At 72.5% G+C, this 17,073-nt stretch carries 13 protein-coding genes; all 13 read right to left on the bottom strand.

Going from position 1 to position 17,073, the window contains the following annotated elements:
• Window positions 1–7: 7 nt before the first annotated feature.
• Complete coding sequence (locus tag H0S66_RS08875; protein ID WP_179615075.1) at window positions 8–1,372, bottom strand: ABC transporter substrate-binding protein; 1,365 nt, start codon at window positions 1,370–1,372, stop codon at window positions 8–10.
• A 104-nt stretch (window positions 1,373–1,476) separates the two neighbouring features.
• Entirely contained in the window at window positions 1,477–2,238 is a 762-nt protein-coding gene (locus tag H0S66_RS08870; protein WP_179615074.1) for a DeoR/GlpR family DNA-binding transcription regulator, read from the bottom strand.
• Between the two features lie 254 nt (window positions 2,239–2,492).
• Complete coding sequence (locus H0S66_RS08865; RefSeq protein WP_179615073.1) at window positions 2,493–3,764, bottom strand: FAD-binding protein; 1,272 nt, start codon at window positions 3,762–3,764, stop codon at window positions 2,493–2,495.
• Window positions 3,761–6,070 (bottom strand): LUD domain-containing protein, encoded by a 2,310-nt coding sequence (locus H0S66_RS20435; RefSeq protein WP_179615072.1) that lies wholly within the window; start codon window positions 6,068–6,070, stop codon window positions 3,761–3,763. The genes H0S66_RS08865 and H0S66_RS20435 overlap by 4 nt, the downstream gene beginning before the upstream one ends.
• Window positions 6,067–6,858: a (Fe-S)-binding protein gene (locus H0S66_RS08855; protein WP_420846870.1), complete on the bottom strand. Its 792-nt coding sequence runs from the start codon at window positions 6,856–6,858 to the stop codon at window positions 6,067–6,069. The genes H0S66_RS20435 and H0S66_RS08855 overlap by 4 nt, the downstream gene beginning before the upstream one ends.
• The gene (locus tag H0S66_RS08850; protein ID WP_179615070.1) at window positions 6,858–8,336 is read right to left on the bottom strand and encodes a rhamnulokinase; all 1,479 of its coding nucleotides are present in this window, start codon (window positions 8,334–8,336) and stop codon (window positions 6,858–6,860) included. The genes H0S66_RS08855 and H0S66_RS08850 overlap by 1 nt, the downstream gene beginning before the upstream one ends.
• Window positions 8,333–10,378, bottom strand: a complete 2,046-nt coding sequence (locus H0S66_RS08845; protein ID WP_179615069.1) for a bifunctional aldolase/short-chain dehydrogenase — start codon at window positions 10,376–10,378, stop codon at window positions 8,333–8,335. Before H0S66_RS08845 ends, H0S66_RS08850 begins: the two co-directional genes overlap by 4 nt.
• Window positions 10,379–10,406: 28 nt before the next feature.
• The gene (rhaI, locus tag H0S66_RS08840; protein WP_179615068.1) at window positions 10,407–11,585 is read right to left on the bottom strand and encodes an L-rhamnose isomerase; all 1,179 of its coding nucleotides are present in this window, start codon (window positions 11,583–11,585) and stop codon (window positions 10,407–10,409) included.
• The gene (locus tag H0S66_RS08835; protein WP_218876265.1) at window positions 11,578–11,934 is read right to left on the bottom strand and encodes an L-rhamnose mutarotase; all 357 of its coding nucleotides are present in this window, start codon (window positions 11,932–11,934) and stop codon (window positions 11,578–11,580) included. Before H0S66_RS08835 ends, rhaI begins: the two co-directional genes overlap by 8 nt.
• 88 nt (window positions 11,935–12,022) lie before the next feature.
• Window positions 12,023–13,054: a rhamnose ABC transporter substrate-binding protein gene (rhaS, locus tag H0S66_RS08830; RefSeq protein ID WP_179615066.1), complete on the bottom strand. Its 1,032-nt coding sequence runs from the start codon at window positions 13,052–13,054 to the stop codon at window positions 12,023–12,025.
• 95 nt (window positions 13,055–13,149) lie between these two features.
• The gene (locus H0S66_RS08825) at window positions 13,150–14,238 is read right to left on the bottom strand and encodes an ABC transporter permease (protein ID WP_179615065.1); all 1,089 of its coding nucleotides are present in this window, start codon (window positions 14,236–14,238) and stop codon (window positions 13,150–13,152) included.
• Window positions 14,235–15,371, bottom strand: coding sequence for an ABC transporter permease (locus H0S66_RS08820; RefSeq protein WP_219633638.1), 1,137 nt, complete (start codon window positions 15,369–15,371; stop codon window positions 14,235–14,237). The genes H0S66_RS08825 and H0S66_RS08820 overlap by 4 nt, the downstream gene beginning before the upstream one ends.
• A complete protein-coding gene (locus tag H0S66_RS08815) occupies window positions 15,368–16,903 on the bottom strand; it encodes a sugar ABC transporter ATP-binding protein (protein ID WP_179615064.1) in 1,536 nt (511 codons plus the stop codon). Before H0S66_RS08815 ends, H0S66_RS08820 begins: the two co-directional genes overlap by 4 nt.
• Between the last annotated feature and the right edge of the window lie 170 nt (window positions 16,904–17,073).

Genomic DNA, 17,073 nt, shown 5'->3' with positions numbered 1-17,073 from the left:
GGCGTGGTCACTGGTACTCGGCCGCGACCTCCTCGGCGAGCTCCTGGCCCTGGGCCAGCGCCTCCTCGACGGTGCCCCTGCCGGCGATGGCGGCCGAGATCTCCTGCGAGACCTTGGTGCCGAGGTCGGCGAACTCGGGGATGCCGACGAACTGGACGCCCACGGTCGGGCGGGGCTGGACGCCCGGGTCGGTCGGGTCGGCCTCCTCGATGGCCTGCAGCGTGATCGGGCCGAAGGCCTCCGAGACCTCCTGGTACTCGGGGATCTCGTAGGTGCTCTCACGCTTGCCCGCGGGCAGCCGCGACCAGCCGAGCTCCTCGCCGACGGTCTGCTCGTACTCCTTCGAGGTGGCCCACTTCATGAACTCGGCGGCCGCGTCGGAGTTGGTGGTGGTCTCGGGCATCGCCCACGACCAGGTCCACAGCCAGCCGCTGGAGTCGGTCTCCTTGACCGGCGCGAAGGCGTAGCCGATCTTCCCGGCCACGTTGCTGACCTTGGGGTCCTCCAGGGAGCCGGCGGCCGAGGTGGCGTCGTACCACATCGCGACCTTGCTCTGGCTCATCGCGTTGAGGCACTCGGTGAAGCCCGCCTGCGAGGCGCCGGCCTCACCGTGCTCGCGCACCAGGTCGACGTAGAACTGCACGGCCTCGGTGAACTCGGGGCCGTCGACCTGGGCCTCCCAGTCCTCGGTGAACCAGGTGCCACCGAACGTGTTGACCACCGTGGTGAGCGGGGCGAACATCTCGCCCCAGCCCGGCAGCCCGCGCAGGCAGATCCCCTTCATGCCCGGCTGGGCGCCGTCGACCTCGGCTGCGATGTCGGCGACCTCGTCCCAGGTGGGCCGCTCGGGCATCTCGAGGCCCTCGTCCTCGAGCACGTCCTTGCGGTACATCAGGAACGAGGACTCGCCGTAGAAGGGGAGCGCGTAGAGCTGGTCGTCGGAGGACAGCGAGGCGATCATCGGGTCGAGCAGGTCGTCGACGTCGTAGTCGTCGTCGCCCTCGACGTACTCGTCGAGCGGCTTGAGCCAGCCGTTCTTGGCCCAGATCGGCACCTCGTAGGCGCCCACCGAGACCACGTCGTACTGCCCGGCGCCGGTGGCGACGTCCTGGGTGACCTTGTCGCGCAGCTCGTTCTCGGGCAGCACCGTGTAGTTGACCTCGATGCCGGTGTCGGCGGTGAAGGTGTCCTCGGTGATCTGCTGGATGTCCTGCATCTGCGGGTTGCCGACCATGAGGACGGTGATCGCGCCACCCTCCCCGTCGGTGCCGGCCTCCCCGCCCCCACCGGCGCCTGCGCATCCGCTGAGTACGAGGCCTGCCACCGCGGGTGCGATGGCGGCTGCGGCGAGCCGCTTTGTCGTGGTGCCCATCTTCGGTCCTCCATGAGGTCGTGCGTGTGCGGTCTGGCACCGGTCACGGGCGTGGCCGGCAGGCCGACCGTCGGACGACGGTCAGCGGGAGAGGGACGCGCCGGCTAGGCGCGCACCACCTGGGGTCCGAGTGCTGCGTAGCGGTGCGCCTCGGTGGCGCTGAGACCCGTGTCGGTCACCAGCGCCTCGAAGTCGGCGATGTCGGCGAAGCGGCAGAAGCTCGAGACCCCGAACTTCTTGGCGACCCCGACGAAGACGCGTCGTCGCGAGCGCTGGACGACCAGGTTCTTGACCGCGGCCACGGCCGGGTCGGGGGTGGTCAGCCCGTGCTCGCGGGACACGCCGTTGGAGCCCAGGAAGGCCAGGTCGATGACGAGGTCGTCGAGCATCCTGGTGGCCCAGTGGTCGACGGTGGCCATGGTGCGCCCGCGCACCCGGCCGCCGAGCACCAGCACGGTCACGCCGGCTTGGCCGGCCAGCGCCGTGGCGGTGAGCAGAGAGGAGGTGACCACGGTCAGCGGCCCCTCGGGCCGCAGCGCCTCGGCCACCAGCTGCGGGGTGAAGCCCTCGTCGACGTAGACGGTCTCGGCGCCCTCGAGGTGCTCGGCGGCGGCCGCGGCCACCCGGCGCTTCTGGCTGACCCCGCTGAGGGTCCGGGCGGCGAGGTCGCTCTCGAAGCCGGCGCTCTCGACGGGGTAGGCCCCGCCGTGCACCCGCTGGACGACCCCGCGGTCGGCCAGGTGGCGCAGGTCGCGACGCACGGTCTCGGGGGCGACGCCCAGGTCGTTGGCCAGGGCGACGACGTCGACCCGGCCGTCGGAGCGGGCCCGGTCGAGGATCTCGCGCTGGCGCCGGACGGCTTCCATGTCGATCTCCTCTCCGGGTGTGCCCGATCGGGCCGAGTCGGGCTGTGACTGGTGTCACGTCGGGCGGTGCACCTCCATGGTGCCCCTCGTCACATGCGCGTGGCGAGTCCGGATGGCGGTAACCGGATGCCCGAGTGGTGCCCGATTGCGGCCGTTTCGCCCGCCTGGCGGGACCTGCTTCCCACCGTTCCGGCCCGGTCGGGCACCCGGATGGGGTGGAACGGCGCCCACCGGCTGCCCGGTCGGGCCCGGGGTCAGGCCAGGCCGAGGCGCTCCAGGTGGTCGTTGAGGAACACGCCGGCGGGGTCGAGCGAGCGCCGCAGGCGGCGGAAGTCGGCCGCCTGCGGGTAGAGCCGGTCGACGTCGACCGGACCGGCGACCTTGCCCCAGTGCGGGCGGGCGTCGTACGCCGCCAGCGCGGCCTCGACCGCGCGGACGGCCTCGCCGACCAGGGCGTCGTCGTTGCGCCAGGTGAAGTGCAGCGCCAGCGAGTCGCGGCCGTGGACCATCGAGAGCCAGATGTCGTCGGCGCCGATGCTGCGCAGCTCGCCGGCGATCAGGGCCGGGGCGAGGACGTCGGCGACCGAGCGCACCGCGGCCACCGCCTCGGCGGCCCGCTCGAGCGGCACGAACCACTCGCTCTGCTGCTCGTCGCCCCAGCTGGGCTCGCGGTCGTGGCGGAAGTGGGGCATCCGCGTGTGCCACGGCCCGGCGCTGCCGCGCGGCGTCAGGTTGTCGCCGTCGCCCAGGACGCTCGAGGGGGCCTCGGGGGGCCGCGGGTCGCCCAGGCGGGTGAGGAGCCGCTCGCGCCCGGGGGTGGTGGCCGGGTCCGCGTCGGTGCGCTGCTTGACCAGCACCTCGCCCACGGGCTCGTCGTCGGCGCCGCTCCAGAGCGTGAACACGCTGACGCTGCTGCCGAGCGCGAGCACCGCCGCCGGGTCGGCGAGCAGGTCGCGCCAGGTCAGCCCGGGGTGCAGCTGCTGGACGACGTCGTACGTCGGGACCAGGTCGAGCTCGAGGTCCACGACGACCCCGGTGGCGCCCAGGGCGACCACGTGGCCCTCGAAGCCGGGCTCGCCGCGGCGGGCGGTGTGCAGCGAGCCGTCGCCCAGCACCGTGGTGATCGCCGAGACCGGGCCCGCCAGCACCTGGTGGCCCACGCCCGAGCCGTGGGTGCCGGTGGCGACGGCGCCGGCCACGGAGATGTGGGGCAGCGACCCGGTGGTGGGCAGCGCCCAGCCGCGCCGGTGCAGCTCGGTGACCACCCGGGCGTACGGCACTCCCCCGCCCACGGCGGCCACCGCCCGCTGCGGGTCGACGCGCACCGCGTCGGGCATCCGGCGCAGCGAGACCAGCGTGCCGGTCGTGTCGGGCAGGGCGTTGAAGGAGTGGCCGGTGCCGAGCACCCGCACCCGCTCGGCCTGCGACACCACCTCCTGGAGCTCGGCCAGGCTCGTCGGCTCGGCGAAGGCCCCGAACCGGTAGCCGTGGTTGCCGGCCCAGTTGCGGACCGGCGCCGCGCTCACGCGCGGTCCTCGACGACGACGACGTGCAGCCGGCGGGGGCCGTGGACGCCCTCGACCCGGTCGAGCTCGATGTCGCTGGTGGCCGAGGGGCCGCTGATCCAGGTCAGCGCGCGGCCGTCCTCCACCGCTGCGGCCAGCCGGGCCACCGCGTCGGGGACGTCGGGCACGACCTGGTCGGCGCGCACCAGGCACACGTGCCGGTCGGGCACCAGGCTCAGCGCCCGGCGGCCCTGCCCGGGCCCGTGGTCGAGCACGATCGTGCCGGTCTCGGCGACCCCGGCGCTGGCGGTGGTGACCACGGCGTCGAGGGCGTCGAGGTCGGCGGCCGACAGGTCGTCGTCGGCCACGGCCCGCTCGCCCAGCGCCGCGAGCAGCGCCGGGTCGGTCCCGGGCGGCACGACGACCCGGTCGGTCGGCGCGAAGAGCGACGCCAGGTGGTCGGCGAGGTCGTCGGCCCCGACCCGCTCGACCACGGCGCGGTAGTCGGCGACCCGCTCGGCGAACAGGTCGACGACCTCGGCGGGCGAGCCCGGAGTGCCGACCGGGGCCACGACCGGCTCCGGCGTCGGGGCGACCCCCTCGAGCGCCGTGCGGACCCGCCCCAGGACCTCGGCTCTGGCACCGGTCGGGTCGGCGGGGGCGTCGAGGTTGTCGTCGGAGCGGTGAGGTGGCACCCGCCCGGGGGCCGCGTTCGGTTGTGGGCTCACCGCCGGCGCAGCGACCGGGTGCGGGGCGTCGTACGGCGTCGTCGGGGGCGGTGCGTCGGCAACCGTCCGGCTCGGCAGGTCGGTTGCCGGCTCACCGCTCCCACCGCCGGTGCGGGCCCACCAGGCCCGGAAGGACTCCGCCGGCGGGGCGGGCAGGTCGCGGGCGCCGGTCCAGGCCGCAGCGCCCGGACCGGGCAGGCGGCCCGCCGCGGCGCGACCGCCGGGCAGCGTGGTGCGCGAGAGCCGCGACAGCACCCGGCCCGACAGACCGGAGGCCTTCTCGACCAGACCCAGGCGCGAGGCGTCGGCGAGGACCCAGGCCGCGGCCCTCATCGCCACCGCCTCGGCCTTCGGCACCCGGTCGGCGCGGTGGGAGTCGACGACCTTGGAGCGCAGGTGCACCAGCACCTCGGGGATGTCGATGCGCACCGGGCAGGCCTCGAAGCAGGCCCCGCACAACGACGAGGCGTAGGGCAGCGAATCGGTCTGCGCCCGGGCGGCCGCATCCGGTTCGTCGGGATCGGCCAGCAGCGGGTTGAGGATCGCCCCGATCGGGCCGGGGTAGACCGAGCCGTAGGCGTGCCCGCCGGTGCGCTCGTAGACCGGGCAGACGTTCAGGCAGGCCGAGCAGCGGATGCAGCGCAGCGCCTGGCGCCCGGTCTCGTCGGCCAGCGCGCGGGTGCGTCCGTTGTCGAGGAGCACCACGTGCACCTCCTGCGGCCCGTCGCCGGGCGTGGTGCCCGACCAGGTGGAGGTGTAGGGGTTCATCCGCTCCCCGGTCGAGGAGCGCGGCAGCAGCCGCAGCAGCGGGTCGAGCTCGGCCCAGGTCGGCACCACCTTCTCGATGCCGACCACGCTGACGAGCACCTCGGGCAGGGTCAGGCACATCCGCCCGTTGCCCTCCGACTCCACCACCACCAGGGTGCCGGTCTCGGCCACCGCGAAGTTCGCCCCCGAGACGCCGACCTTGGCGCGCAGGAACTTCTCGCGCAGGTGCTCGCGGGCGGCCCCGGCGAGCACGGCGGGCTCGTCGGTCAGGCCGGCGGGGGCGGGGCGGCCGACGTCGGCCATGCGGCGCAGGAAGATCTCGCGGATCTCGGCACGGTTGCGGTGGATGGCCGGCACCAGGATGTGCGAGGGCAGGTCCTCGCCCAGCTGCACGATCAGCTCGGCGAGGTCGGTCTCCCACGCCGCGATCCCCTCGGCCTCGAGCGCTTCGTTGAGGCCGATCTCCTGGGTCGCCATCGACTTGACCTTGACGACCTCGTCGGCCCCGTGGGCCCGGGCGACCTCGGCCACGACCGCGTTGGCCTCGGCGGCGTCGCGCGCCCAGTGCACGGTCGCACCCGCCGCGGTGAGGGTGCGCTCCAGCTCCTCGAGGTGGGTGGCCAGGTCGTCGAGGGCTCGCTGCTTGACCGCGGCCCCGGCCAGTCGGAGGTCCTCCCAGATCCCGGCCTGCTCCAGCTCGCCGACCACGGCCGCCCGCTTGCCGCGGATCACCCCGGTCGCGTGCGCCAGGTTGTGGCGCAGCTGGGTGTCGCCCAGCGCCGCGCGCGCCGCCTCCGGGAAGGCCGGCATCCCCACGAACGTCCCACTCACGACTGTCCCTCCGCGCCCTCGGTGGCCGCCAGCACCTCGGCCAGGTGCACCACCCGCACCCCCGAGCGCTGCCGCGACAGCACCCCGCCCACGTGCATCAGGCAGGAGTTGTCGCCCGCGACAAGTACCTCGGCGCCGGTCGAGCGCACGTGCCGCGCCTTGTCGGCGCCCATCGCCACCGACGTGTCGGCGTTCTTCACCGCGAAGGTGCCGCCGAACCCGCAGCACTCCTCCGCGCCGGGCAGCTCGACCAGCCGCAGCCCCCGCACCGCCTCCAGCAGCCGCCGCGGCCGGTCACCGACCCCCAGCATCCGCAGCGAGTGGCACGTCGGGTGGTAGGTCACCGTGTGCGGGAAGTAGGCCCCCACGTCGACCACGCCCAGCACGTCGACCAGGAACTCCGAGAGCTCGTACGTCGGCGGCGCACCCGCCACCGCCGCCCCCAGCCCCGGGTCGCTGCCGTTCTCGGCGCCACGACGGCCCACCAGCGCGTGCTGGTGACGCGCCGACCCGGCGCACGACCCGCTCGGGGTGACGACCGCGTCGTACCCGGCGAAGGCGTCGACGTAGGTCCGCACCACCGGGACCGCCTCGTCGAGGTAGCCGGTGTTGACCATCGGCTGGGCGCAGCAGGTCTGGGCGCGCGGGAAGTCGACCTCGCAGCCGAGGCGTCGCAGGAGCCGCACGACCGCCTTGCCGGTCTCGGGGAACATCGCGTCGTTGACGCAGGTGACCGACAGGGCGACTCGCATGGGACCACCTTCCGGGGTGGGGACGCGCTTTGTCATCAGGGCCGCACCACGCGCGCCTCGGCGGCGTCCCAGTCGAGACCCGGGCGGGGCTCGAAGCGTCGCAGCTCGTGCGTACGCCGCACCAGCGCGCGCATCGCCGCCAGGTCGGGCAGGTCGGCGCCGAGCGCCCGCGCCTGCACGAGCACGTTGCCCAGGGCCGCGGCCTCGGCGGGTCCGGCGAGCACCGGCACGCCCAGGGCGTCGGCGGTGAGCTGGCACAGCAGGTGGTTCTGCGACCCGCCGCCCACCACGTGCACGATGTCGAAGGAGCGGCCCGAGAGCTCGGCGGCGCTGCGCAGGTGGCGCCGGTAGGCCAGCGCCAGCGAGTCGAGGATCGTGCGGGTCACCTCGGCCGGTGTCTGTGGCACCGGCTCGCCGGCCTCGTGGGCGAGCGCCCGGATGCGGGCGGGCATGTCGCCGGGTGGCAGCAGGCGCGGGGCGTTGATGTCGACGACCGTGCGCAGCGGGGTCAGGCCCGCGGCCGCGTCGAGCAGCGTGGCCAGGTCGGCACCGGCGACGCGCTTGTGCTGCCACTGGCGCACCGACTCCGAGAGCACCCACAGCCCCATCACGTTCTTCAGGAAGCGGATGGTGCCGTCGACGCCGCCCTCGTTGGTGAAGTCGGCCAGCCTCGCCGCCTCGGTGAGGACCGGACGGTCGAGCTCGAGGCCGACCAGCGACCAGGTGCCCGAGGAGATGTAGGCGACGTCGTCACCCTCGGCCGGCACCCCGACGACCGCCGAGGCGGTGTCGTGCGAGCCCACGGCCACCACGGGTGTGCCGGGGTCGGCGCCCACCTGCTCGGCCAGGTCGGGGAGCAGGGGGCCGACGACGGACCCGGGGTCGCGCAGCGGCGGCAGCACCGCCCACGGCAGGCCGACCCGCTTGGCCAGCTCGACCGACCAGTCCTGGGTGGTGACGTCGTAGAGCTGGGTGGTCGAGGCGTTCGTGCGCTCGGCGCCGACCTCGCCGGTGAGCCAGTAGCCCAGCAGGTCGGGCAGCAGCAGCAGCGAGTCGGCCGACTCCAGCGCTGCAGTCCCCCGGGCCGCCACCAGCTGGTAGATGGTGTTGAACGGCAGCTGCTGAAGCCCCGTGACGGCGTACATCTCGTCGGCGCCGACCTGCTCCAGCACCCGGGCCATGACCCCGTCGGTGCGGGTGTCGCGGTGGCTGTAGGGGTTGCCCAACAGCTGGCCGTCGCGGTCCAGGAGCCCGTAGTCGACGGCCCAGGAGTCGATGCCGATGCCGTCGAGGCGTCCGGTGCGGGCCACCTCGGCGATCCCGACCAGCATCTCGCGGTGGATGCCCAGCACGTCCCAGAACAGCGCGCCACCGGCACGCACGCCACCGTTCGGGAAGCGGTGCACCTCCTCCAGGCGCAGGGTCGCCGGGGTGACGGTGCCGGCCATGACCCGGCCGCTCGTGGCGCCCAGGTCGACGGCCGCGACCCGCACCCCGGCGTCCCCGCCCGTCATCGGAGGAAGGCCGCGGCGACGCCTGCGTCGACCGGGACGTGCAGGCCGGTGGTGTGCGTCATGTCGGGCCCGCACAGCACGAAGACCGCGTTCGCGATGTTCTCGGGCAGCACCTCGCGCTTGAGGATGGTGCGCTGGGCGTAGAACTTGCCCAGGTCCTTCTCCTCGACGCCGTAGACCGCGGCACGGTTGGCGCCCCAGCCCGAGGCGAAGATCCCCGAGCCCTGCACGACACCGTCGGGGTTGACGCCGTTGACCTTGACCCCGTGGGCGCCGAGCTCGGCGGCCAGCAGCCGCACCTGGTGGGCCTGGTCGGCCTTGGTGGCGGAGTAGGCGATGTTGTTGGGGCCGGCGAAGACGGAGTTCTTCGACGAGATGTAGACGATGTCGCCGCCCATCTCCTGCTCGATGAGCACCTTGGCCGCGGCCTTCGAGACGAGGAACGAGCCCTTGGCCATCACGTCGTGCTGCAGGTCCCAGTCGGCCTCGGTGGTCTCGAGCAGCGACTTCGACAACGACAGCCCGGCGTTGTTGACGACCAGGTCGAGGCCGCCGAAGGCGAGCACCGCGGCGTCGACCATGGCCTGCACGGCGTCGGCCTTGCTGACGTCGGCGGCCACCCCGATCGCCACGTCGGGACCACCGATCTCGGCGGCGGCGGCCTCGGCCCTGGCGAGGTCGAGGTCGGCGACGACCACGCAGGCGCCCTCGGCCGCCAACTTCTGGGCAGTGGCCCGGCCGATGCCGCCGGCAGCACCGGTGACCAGGGCGATCCGGGTGGCGAGCGGCTTCGGCTTCGGCATCCGCTGCAGCTTGGCCTCCTCGAGGGCCCAGTACTCGATGCGGAACTTCTCGGCCTCGTCGATGGGGGCGTACGTCGAGAGTCCCTCGGCGCCGCGCATCACGTTGATGGCGTTGGTGTAGAACTCCCCGGCCACGCGCGCGGTCTGCTTGTCCTTGCCGAAGCTGAACATGCCCACGCCCGGCACCAGCACGATCAGTGGGTCGGCGCCGCGGATGGCGGGCGAGTCGGCGGTGGCGTGGCGGTCGTAGTACCCCTGGTAGTCCTCGCGGTAGGCGCTCGCCAGCTCCTTGAGCCGGGCGATGCTCTCCTCCACGCCGGCGCCGGCGGGCAGGTCGAGCACGAGCGGCTTGACCTTGGTCCGCAGGAAGTGGTCGGGGCAGGAGGTGCCCAGGGCAGCCAGGCGGGGGTGCTCGGAGGCGGCCAGGAAGTCCAGCACCACGTCGGAGTCGGTGAAGTGACCGACCATGGGGCGGTCGATCGAGGCGATGCCGCGGATGGTGGGGGCGAGCGCGGCGGCCTTGGCGCGCCGCTCGTCCGCCGGCAGGGCGGCGTACCCGTCGAGGGCGGGGCCGAAGGGCTCGGGCCGTGAGTGCTCGTCGATGTACGCCGCGGCGGTGTCGATGATCCACAGGCTGTTCGCCTCGGCCTCCTCGGAGGTCTGGCCCCAAGCGGTGATGCCGTGCCCGCCCAGGATGCAGCCGACCGCCTGCGGGTTCTTCTCCTTGATCTCGGCGATGTCGAGGCCGAGCTGGAAACCGGGGCGGCGCCACGGCACCCAGACGACGCGGTCGCCAAAGATCGTGGTGGTCAGCTCCTGCCCGTCGGCCGCGGTCGCGATCGCGATGCCGGAGTCGGGGTGCAGGTGGTCGACGTGCGGGGCGTCGACGAGGCCGTGCATCGCGGTGTCGATCGACGGCGCGGCACCGCCCTTGCCGTGCAGGCAGTAGTCGAAGGCGGCGACCATCTCGTCCTCGCGCTCGACGCCGGGGTAGACGTCGACGAGGGCGCGTATCCGGTCCAGCCGCAGCACGGCCAGGCCCTTCTCGGTCAGGGTGCCCAGGTCTCCGCCGGACCCCTTGACCCACAGCAGCTCGACGGGCTCGCCGGTGACCGGGTCGGTCTCGGAACCCTTGGCCGAGGTGTTGCCGCCCGCGTAGTTGGTGTTCTTGGGGTCGGCGCCGAGACGGTTGGAGCGCGCGATCAGCGCGGCGGCGGTGCTCGGGGTGGGGTTGGTCATGATGCCTTTCACGTCCTAAGGGGAAGGGTCAGTTCCAGCTGAGCTGGGTGCCGCCGACGCGGCTGGACTCGATCTGCTGCTGGTAGCCGGACTCGGCGTAGGCGCGCATCGGGTGCGCGGGCAGGCCACGCTCCTCGCGCCAGGCGGCCAGGTCGGCGCGCACGTCGGTGCTGAAGGCGTCCATGAACACCTCGTGAGCACCGAGGACGTCACCGGCCTCCTGGGCCGAGGCCAGGGCCACACGGTCGACCAGGAGCGCCCGGGCGGTCATCTCCTGCACGTTGAGGACCGAGCGGATCTGCCCGGGGATCTTCTCCTCCACGTTGTGGCACTGGTCGAGCATGAAGGCGACGTCGCTGTGGCCGTCGGGGTTGGCGGGCCCGTAGCCGCCGCCCCGGATCACCTCGAAGAGGATCCGGAAGAGCTGGAAGGGATCCGCCGAGCCCACGATCAGGTCGTCGTCGGCGTAGAAGCGGGAGTTGAAGTCGAAGGAGCCGAGCTTCCCCAGCCGCAGCAGCTGCATGACGATGAACTCGATGTTGGTCCCGGGGGCGTGGTGACCGGTGTCGAGGCAGACCACGGCCCGCTCCCCGAGCGCCGCGACCTGGGCGTAGGACGTGCCCCAGTCGGGGACGTCGGTGTGGTAGAACGCCGGCTCGAAGAACTTGTACTCCAGCACCAGGCGCTGCTCCTCGCCGATGCGCTCGTAGATCGTGGCGAGCGACTCCGCGAGCCGGTCCTGGCGGCCGCGCAGGTCGGCCTGGCCCGCGTAGTTGCTGCCCTCGGCCAGCCAGATCTTCAAGTCCCGGCTGCCGGTCTGGTGCATCACGTCGATGCACTCGAAGTGGTGGTCGATGGCCTTCTGCCGGACCTTGGGGTCGGTGTGGGTCAGGGCACCGTGCTTGTAGTCGTCGTCCTGGAACGTGTTGGAGTTGATCGTGCCCAGGGCGACCCCCTGCTCCTCAGCGTGCGCCCTCAGCGCCGCCCAGTCGTCGGTGAGGTCCCAGGGGATGTGCAGGGCGACGCTCGGCGCCAGCCCTGTGAAGCGGTGCACGGTCGCGGCGTCGGTGATCTTCTCCTGGACCGAGCGCGGGGTCCCCGGGGTGCCGAAGACCTTGAAGCGGGTCCCCGAGTTGCCGAAGGCCCAGGAGGGCAGCTCGATGGCCTGGCCCTCCAGCAGGGGCGCGATGGCGGCGAAGTCAGTCATGGTCAGCTCTCGATCCGGGTAGCGAGGTGGCGGGTACGGCGGGTGGGGCAGGTGGGGCGGGCGCGAGCTGGTCGTCCAGGCGGAAGACCTCCTCGAGCAGCCAGAACCCCTCGTCGGGCGGGCGGGCGTCGATGCCGACGAAGAACGGCGACATCTCGGCCTGCCACCGGGCGTTGACCTCGGTGGCGGCCATCGCGGTCTGCGAGGCGGCCAGGTCGTCGGACTCGACGTACCCGACCAGCAGACCGTCCTCCCGCAGGAACAGGGAGTAGTTGCGCCAGCCGGTCTCGTGGAGGGCCTGGCACATCTCGGGCCACACGGCGCGGTGCCGCTGGACGTACTCCGTCATCCGGTCCTTCCTGACCTGGAGCGTGAAGCAGTAGCGCGGCACGGCGGTCTCCCTGTTCCGGCGGGTGGGTGGGTAGCGGGCCGACGACTCAGAAGTCGAAGTCGCCGATGTTCTCGCCGTCGAAGACGAACGGGTCGCCGAGCAGCACCACCCCGTCGGCGCCGACGGTGTACTCACCCAGGCGGCCGGCCTCGAAGGTGTCGCCCTCCTCGCCCTCGATGTCGCCGTTGGCCAGCGCGGCGGCGGTGAAGGTCGCCAGGTAGCCGAGGTCGGCGGGGTTCCACAGTGCGAACGCCTCGACGGTGCCGTCCTCGACGTACTCGCGCATCTGGTTGGGCGTGCCGAGGCCGGTCAGCGAGACCCTGCCCTTGGCGTTCGAGGTCGAGAGGTAGCGCGCAGCGGCGGAGATGCCCACCGTGGTCGGCGAGATGATGCCGGCCAGGTCGGGGTACTGCTGCAGCAGCGCTGCGGTCTGGTCGAAGGACTTCTGGTCGTCGTCGTCGCCGTAGACCACGTCGACGAGCTCGATGTCGGGGTGGTTCTCCTCGATCTCCGCCTCCATCAGCTCGATCCAGGCGTTCTGGTTGGTGGCGTTGGCGGCGGCCGAGAGCACCGCCACCTCGCCCTTGTCGCCGATCTGCTCGGCGATCAGGTCGACCTGCACCTGGGCGATGCCCCCGGCGTCGGCCTGGTTGACGTAGATGTCGCGGCACTCGGGATCGGTGTCGGAGTCGAAGGTGACGACGCTGGTGCCGGCGCTGCGCGCCTCGTCGAGCGCGTCGCAGATCGCGGTGGGGTCGTTGGCCGAGACGACGAGTGCCTCGACGCCCTGCTGGGCGGCGGTGTTGATGAAGGGCACCTGGGCCTCGGGCGAGGCGGCGTCGGGGCCGACCTCCTCGACGGTGACGCCCAGCTCGTCGCCGGCCTTCTCGGCACCGGAGGTGCTGGTGTCGAAGTAGGGGTTGCCGAGGTTCTTGGGCAGCATCGTGACCGTGACGTCACCGTCGCCGCCGTCGGAGCCGGGGGCGGCGTCGCCGTCGCCGCCGCAGGCGGTCAGGCTCATGCCCGCGGCGAGTGCGAGAGCCGCGAGGCCCGAGGCGCGTCGGTTGTGGAGCTTCATGGTGGTGCCCTTTCGTCGGTGCAGCCCGGTCCGCCCGGTGCTGTCGGGTGCTGTGTCGTGCTGTCTGGTGCTGTGCAGAGGTGGGTCGGTCGCCGTCAGCCGGACGACGTGCGAGAACGGTCGGTCGACCGCGCCCGCCTCCTGCCCGCGGCAAGACCCGAGGCCCAGGCGAGGAAGCTGGTGGAGGTCACGGAGAGCACGAGGAGCACCCCGATGACGATGTTGATGAGGTTGACGGTCTGGTTCTCGAGGCGCATCGCGCTGGAGATGACGCCGATGAGCACCGCCCCGGCCACGACCCCGTGCAGGGCGCCCCGACCACCGAAGATCGACACGCCGCCGAGCAGCACGGCTGCGATGACCTGCAGCTCCAGCCCCGTGGCGTTGTCACCGCGGGCGCTGCCGTAGCGCAGCGTGTAGTAGACACCCGCGAACCCGGCCACGGCGCCGGCGAAGACGAACAGCCAGAACTTGGTGAGCTCGACGTTCACCCCGGTGAAGTGGGCCGCCTCGTCGTTGAGACCGATCTCGTAGACGCCGCGCCCGAAGGTCGAGAAGTGCAGCAGCCAGGTCGTGAAGAGCAGCAGGAGCAGGAACGGGACCAGGATCATCGGCCAGCTCGAGCCCTCGACGATGCGCTGCTTGGCCAGGTCGGTCCATCGATCGGGGAAGCCGGTGACGGCGGTGGTGCCGAGCAGCCCCACCGCGATCCCGCGATAGAGCGCCAGCGTGCCGATGGTGACGGCCAGCGAGGGCAGTCCGACGTAGGCGACCAGGAAGCCGTTGAAGGCGCCGCACAGCCCACCGACCAGCACCGCCACCAGGGCGGCCACCGGGATCGACAGTCCGGCGTCCTGGTGCAGCACGCCGGTCAGCACGCTCGAGAGCCCGACGACGCTGGCGACGGACAGGTCGATCTCGCCGGTGATGATCACCATCGTCATCGGCATCGCGATCAGCAGGATCGGGGCGATGTCGAGGAAGAGGTAGTACAGCGTCAGGGGCCCGTCGAAGGCGGGGACCTCGTTGAACGAGTAGAGGTAGACGACCCCGAGGAGCGCGACCACCGCGAACTCGCGGGTCAGCAGCGCGCGGCGCCACAGGGGCCGGGAGTACGCCGGGTAGGTCCGCTCGCTGCGGGGCTCGCGGGAGGTGGGCGCGTCGCTCAGCGTGGGGGCGCTCATGCGCGGGCCTCCTCGTCGTGGTGGGTCGTGGGGTCGGTCGGTCCCGCCGGCACGGGCGGACCGTCGGGTCCGGGCGGTGCCGCCTCGGCGGCGCTCGAACCCTGCTGCTCCCGCAGGCGGCGCTCCTGGCGGTTGGCCAGCACCCGGTCCAGGACGATGGCGGCGAGGATGAGGGCGCCGACCACGGCGCGCTGCCAGAAGTCGGAGATGCCGACGATGGGCAGCGCCCGGTTGATGGTGACCAGGAGGAAGGCGCCGATGGCGGCGCCCCACACGGTGCCGCTGCCCCCGAAGATGGCCACGCCGCCGATGACGGCCGCCCCCACGGCCTGCAGCTCGATGCCGGAGCCGGCCCCCGAACTGACGGTGCCGTAGCGAGCGGCGTACACCACCCCGGCGAGGCCGGCGAGGGCCCCGCTGAGGACGAACGCGACCAGCACGCGGCGGGTGACCCTCAGGCCGTAGAGCGTCGCTGCGTCGGGGTCGGAGCCGATGGCGTAGAGCTCACGGCCGCCCCGGGCGGTGTGCAGGTAGTAGCCGACCGCCGCGAGCACCCCGAGCGCGATCAGGGTCAACACCGGGATGCCCAGAATGCTGCGGGTGCCCAGGGCCAGGAAGCCCGGGTCCATGTCGGAGGCGTTGATCCGGTCGCTGCCGGCCCAGGTGAGGAAGATGCCGCGGTAGATGTAGAGGGTGCCCAGGGTGATCACGAGTGCCGGCACCCGGCCGAACGCGACCAGCACCCCGTTGACCAGCCCGAGCAGGGCCCCCATGGCCAGGCCCGCCGCGAAGACCGCGATGACGGGGATGCCCGGGTTGTCGGCGAAGAGGCGGCCGGTCAGGTACGCCGTGAGGCCGAGCACCGACCCGACGGAGAGGTCGACGTTGCGGGTGACGATCACCAGGGTCTGGCCCACCGCCAGGAGCAGCAGCAGCGAGGGGGTCACCAGCAGGTTGCGGAAGCCGTCGGAGCTGAAGAGGAATCCGTTGCTCTTCAGGGTCGTGCCGAGCACGATGAGCAGCAGCACCACCAGCACCGCGAGCTCGCGCGAACGCAGCAGCGCGCCGAGCAGCTGGGTGCCGCGGGCACCTCGGGTCGGGGTGGCGGGATCGTTGACCAGTGCGGTGCTCACACCGGCACCTCCTCGGTCGCGGTCGGGGTGGACCCGGGGGTCGGGCCGGTGCGGGTGGCCGCGTGCATGACCTTCTCGGGGGTGGCCTCGGCGCGGTCGAGCTCGGCGGTGATGCGCCCCTCGCAGACGACCAGGACGCGGTCGGCCATGCCGAGGACCTCGGGGAGCTCGGAGGAGATCATCACGATCGCCATCCCCTGGCCGGCCAGGTCGGAGAGCAGCCGGTGCACCTCCGCCTTGGTCCCCACGTCGATGCCGCGGGTGGGCTCGTCGATGATCAGCAGCCGCGGCTGGGTGGCCAGCCACTTGGCGATCACGACCTTCTGCTGGTTGCCGCCGCTCATCGTGGTGGCGTCCATGTCGAGGGCACTCGTCTTGACCTGCAGCCGCGCCGCCCACGGGGCGGCCGCACGGTTCTCGGCGGCCGAGGTGAGCAGCCCCGCGCGGGTCAGGCCGCGGCGGATCACGCCGGCCACGTTGCGCGCCACGGACCCCTCGGTGACCAGACCCTGCTTGCGACGGTCCTCGGGCACGAAGGCCATGCCGGCCCGGATGGCTGCGCGGGGGTTGCTGCGCGCCACCGGCGTCCCGCCGAGCCGGACGGCGCCACTGTCGTAGCCGTCGACACCGAAGACCGCTCGGGCGATCTCGCTGCGTCCGGCGCCGACCAGTCCGGCCAGGCCGACGATCTCGCCGGCCCGCACCTGGAAGGAGACGTCGCGGAAGACGCCGGCGGAGGAGAGCCCCTCGACGTCGAGGACAACGTCACCCAGGGGGGCCGGGGTCTTGGGGAAGAGCTCGCCGACCTCGCGACCGACCATCTCCCCGACGATGCTCTCGACGTCGGTCTCGGCGATGGCGTGCGTGGAGACGTACTCGCCGTCGCGCATCACGGTGACGGTGTCGCACAGGTCGAAGACCTCGTCGAAGCGGTGCGAGATGAAGACCAGCGCCCGCCCCTCGTCGCGCAGGCTCCGCGCGACCGCGAAGAGCCGCTCGACCTCGACACCGCTCAGCGCGGCGGTCGGCTCGTCCATGACCAGCAGGGCCGCGTCGAGCGAGATGGCCTTGGCGATCTCGATGATCTGCTGGTCGGCGATGGAGAGGCCGCGGGCGGGGCGGCGCGGGTCGAGAGCGACCCCGAGGCGATCGAAGAGGGCGGTTGCCTCGCTGTGCATCCGCGCGCGGTCGATGCGTCGACCCCGGCCCAACGGCTGGCGGCCCATGAAGATGTTCTCGGTGACCGAGAGGTCCGGGAAGAGCGTCGGCTCCTGGTAGATGACCGCGATGCCGGCCGCCTTCGACTCGGCCGTCGAGGAGAAGTCGGCGTCGCGACCCTGGAAGGCGAACCGCCCACCGTCGCGTCGGTGCACTCCCGAGACGATCTTGACCAGGGTCGACTTGCCGGCACCGTTCTCGCCCACGAGGGCGTGGATGGAGCCCGGGCGCACCGTCAGGCTGCCCGACCGCAGGGCGGCCACGGCGCCGAAGGACTTGGTCACGTCCTGGAGCACCAGCGTGGCGTCTGCCATGACTCCTCCTTTTGAAACGTTTTAATCGATGCCGTCACGGTAGGTGGCCGCGGTCACACTCGTCAAGCACCACGTCTCAACTTCACCTGCTCCGTCTCGTCCTGCATCCCGAAGAAGGGCCTCGAGAAGCGATAGTGTGAGGATTGATCGTTTCAAGCCCCTTCTGATGC

It is taken from the genome of Nocardioides marinisabuli, assembly GCF_013466785.1.
Classification (GTDB): Bacteria; Actinomycetota; Actinomycetes; order Propionibacteriales; family Nocardioidaceae; genus Nocardioides; species Nocardioides marinisabuli.
This window is presented reverse-complemented; position numbering and strand designations above follow the sequence as displayed.

Bases quoted from the DNA above. Each gene is read 5' to 3' on its own strand.
- H0S66_RS08825 (WP_179615065.1), bottom strand. From the start codon at position 14,238: ATGAGCGCCCCCACGCTGAGCGACGCGCCCACCTCCCGCGAGCCCCGC.
- H0S66_RS08875 (WP_179615075.1), bottom strand. From the start codon at position 1,372: ATGGGCACCACGACAAAGCGGCTCGCCGCAGCCGCCATCGCACCCGCG.
- rhaS (WP_179615066.1), bottom strand. From the start codon at position 13,054: ATGAAGCTCCACAACCGACGCGCCTCGGGCCTCGCGGCTCTCGCACTC.
- H0S66_RS08855 (WP_420846870.1), bottom strand. From the start codon at position 6,858: ATGACAAAGCGCGTCCCCACCCCGGAAGGTGGTCCCATGCGAGTCGCC.
- H0S66_RS08870 (WP_179615074.1), bottom strand. From the start codon at position 2,238: ATGGAAGCCGTCCGGCGCCAGCGCGAGATCCTCGACCGGGCCCGCTCC.
- H0S66_RS08845 (WP_179615069.1), bottom strand. From the start codon at position 10,378: ATGACCAACCCCACCCCGAGCACCGCCGCCGCGCTGATCGCGCGCTCC.
- H0S66_RS08850 (WP_179615070.1), bottom strand. From the start codon at position 8,336: ATGACGGGCGGGGACGCCGGGGTGCGGGTCGCGGCCGTCGACCTGGGC.
- H0S66_RS08815 (WP_179615064.1), bottom strand. From the start codon at position 16,903: ATGGCAGACGCCACGCTGGTGCTCCAGGACGTGACCAAGTCCTTCGGC.
- H0S66_RS08835 (WP_218876265.1), bottom strand. From the start codon at position 11,934: ATGACGGAGTACGTCCAGCGGCACCGCGCCGTGTGGCCCGAGATGTGC.
- rhaI (WP_179615068.1), bottom strand. From the start codon at position 11,585: ATGACTGACTTCGCCGCCATCGCGCCCCTGCTGGAGGGCCAGGCCATC.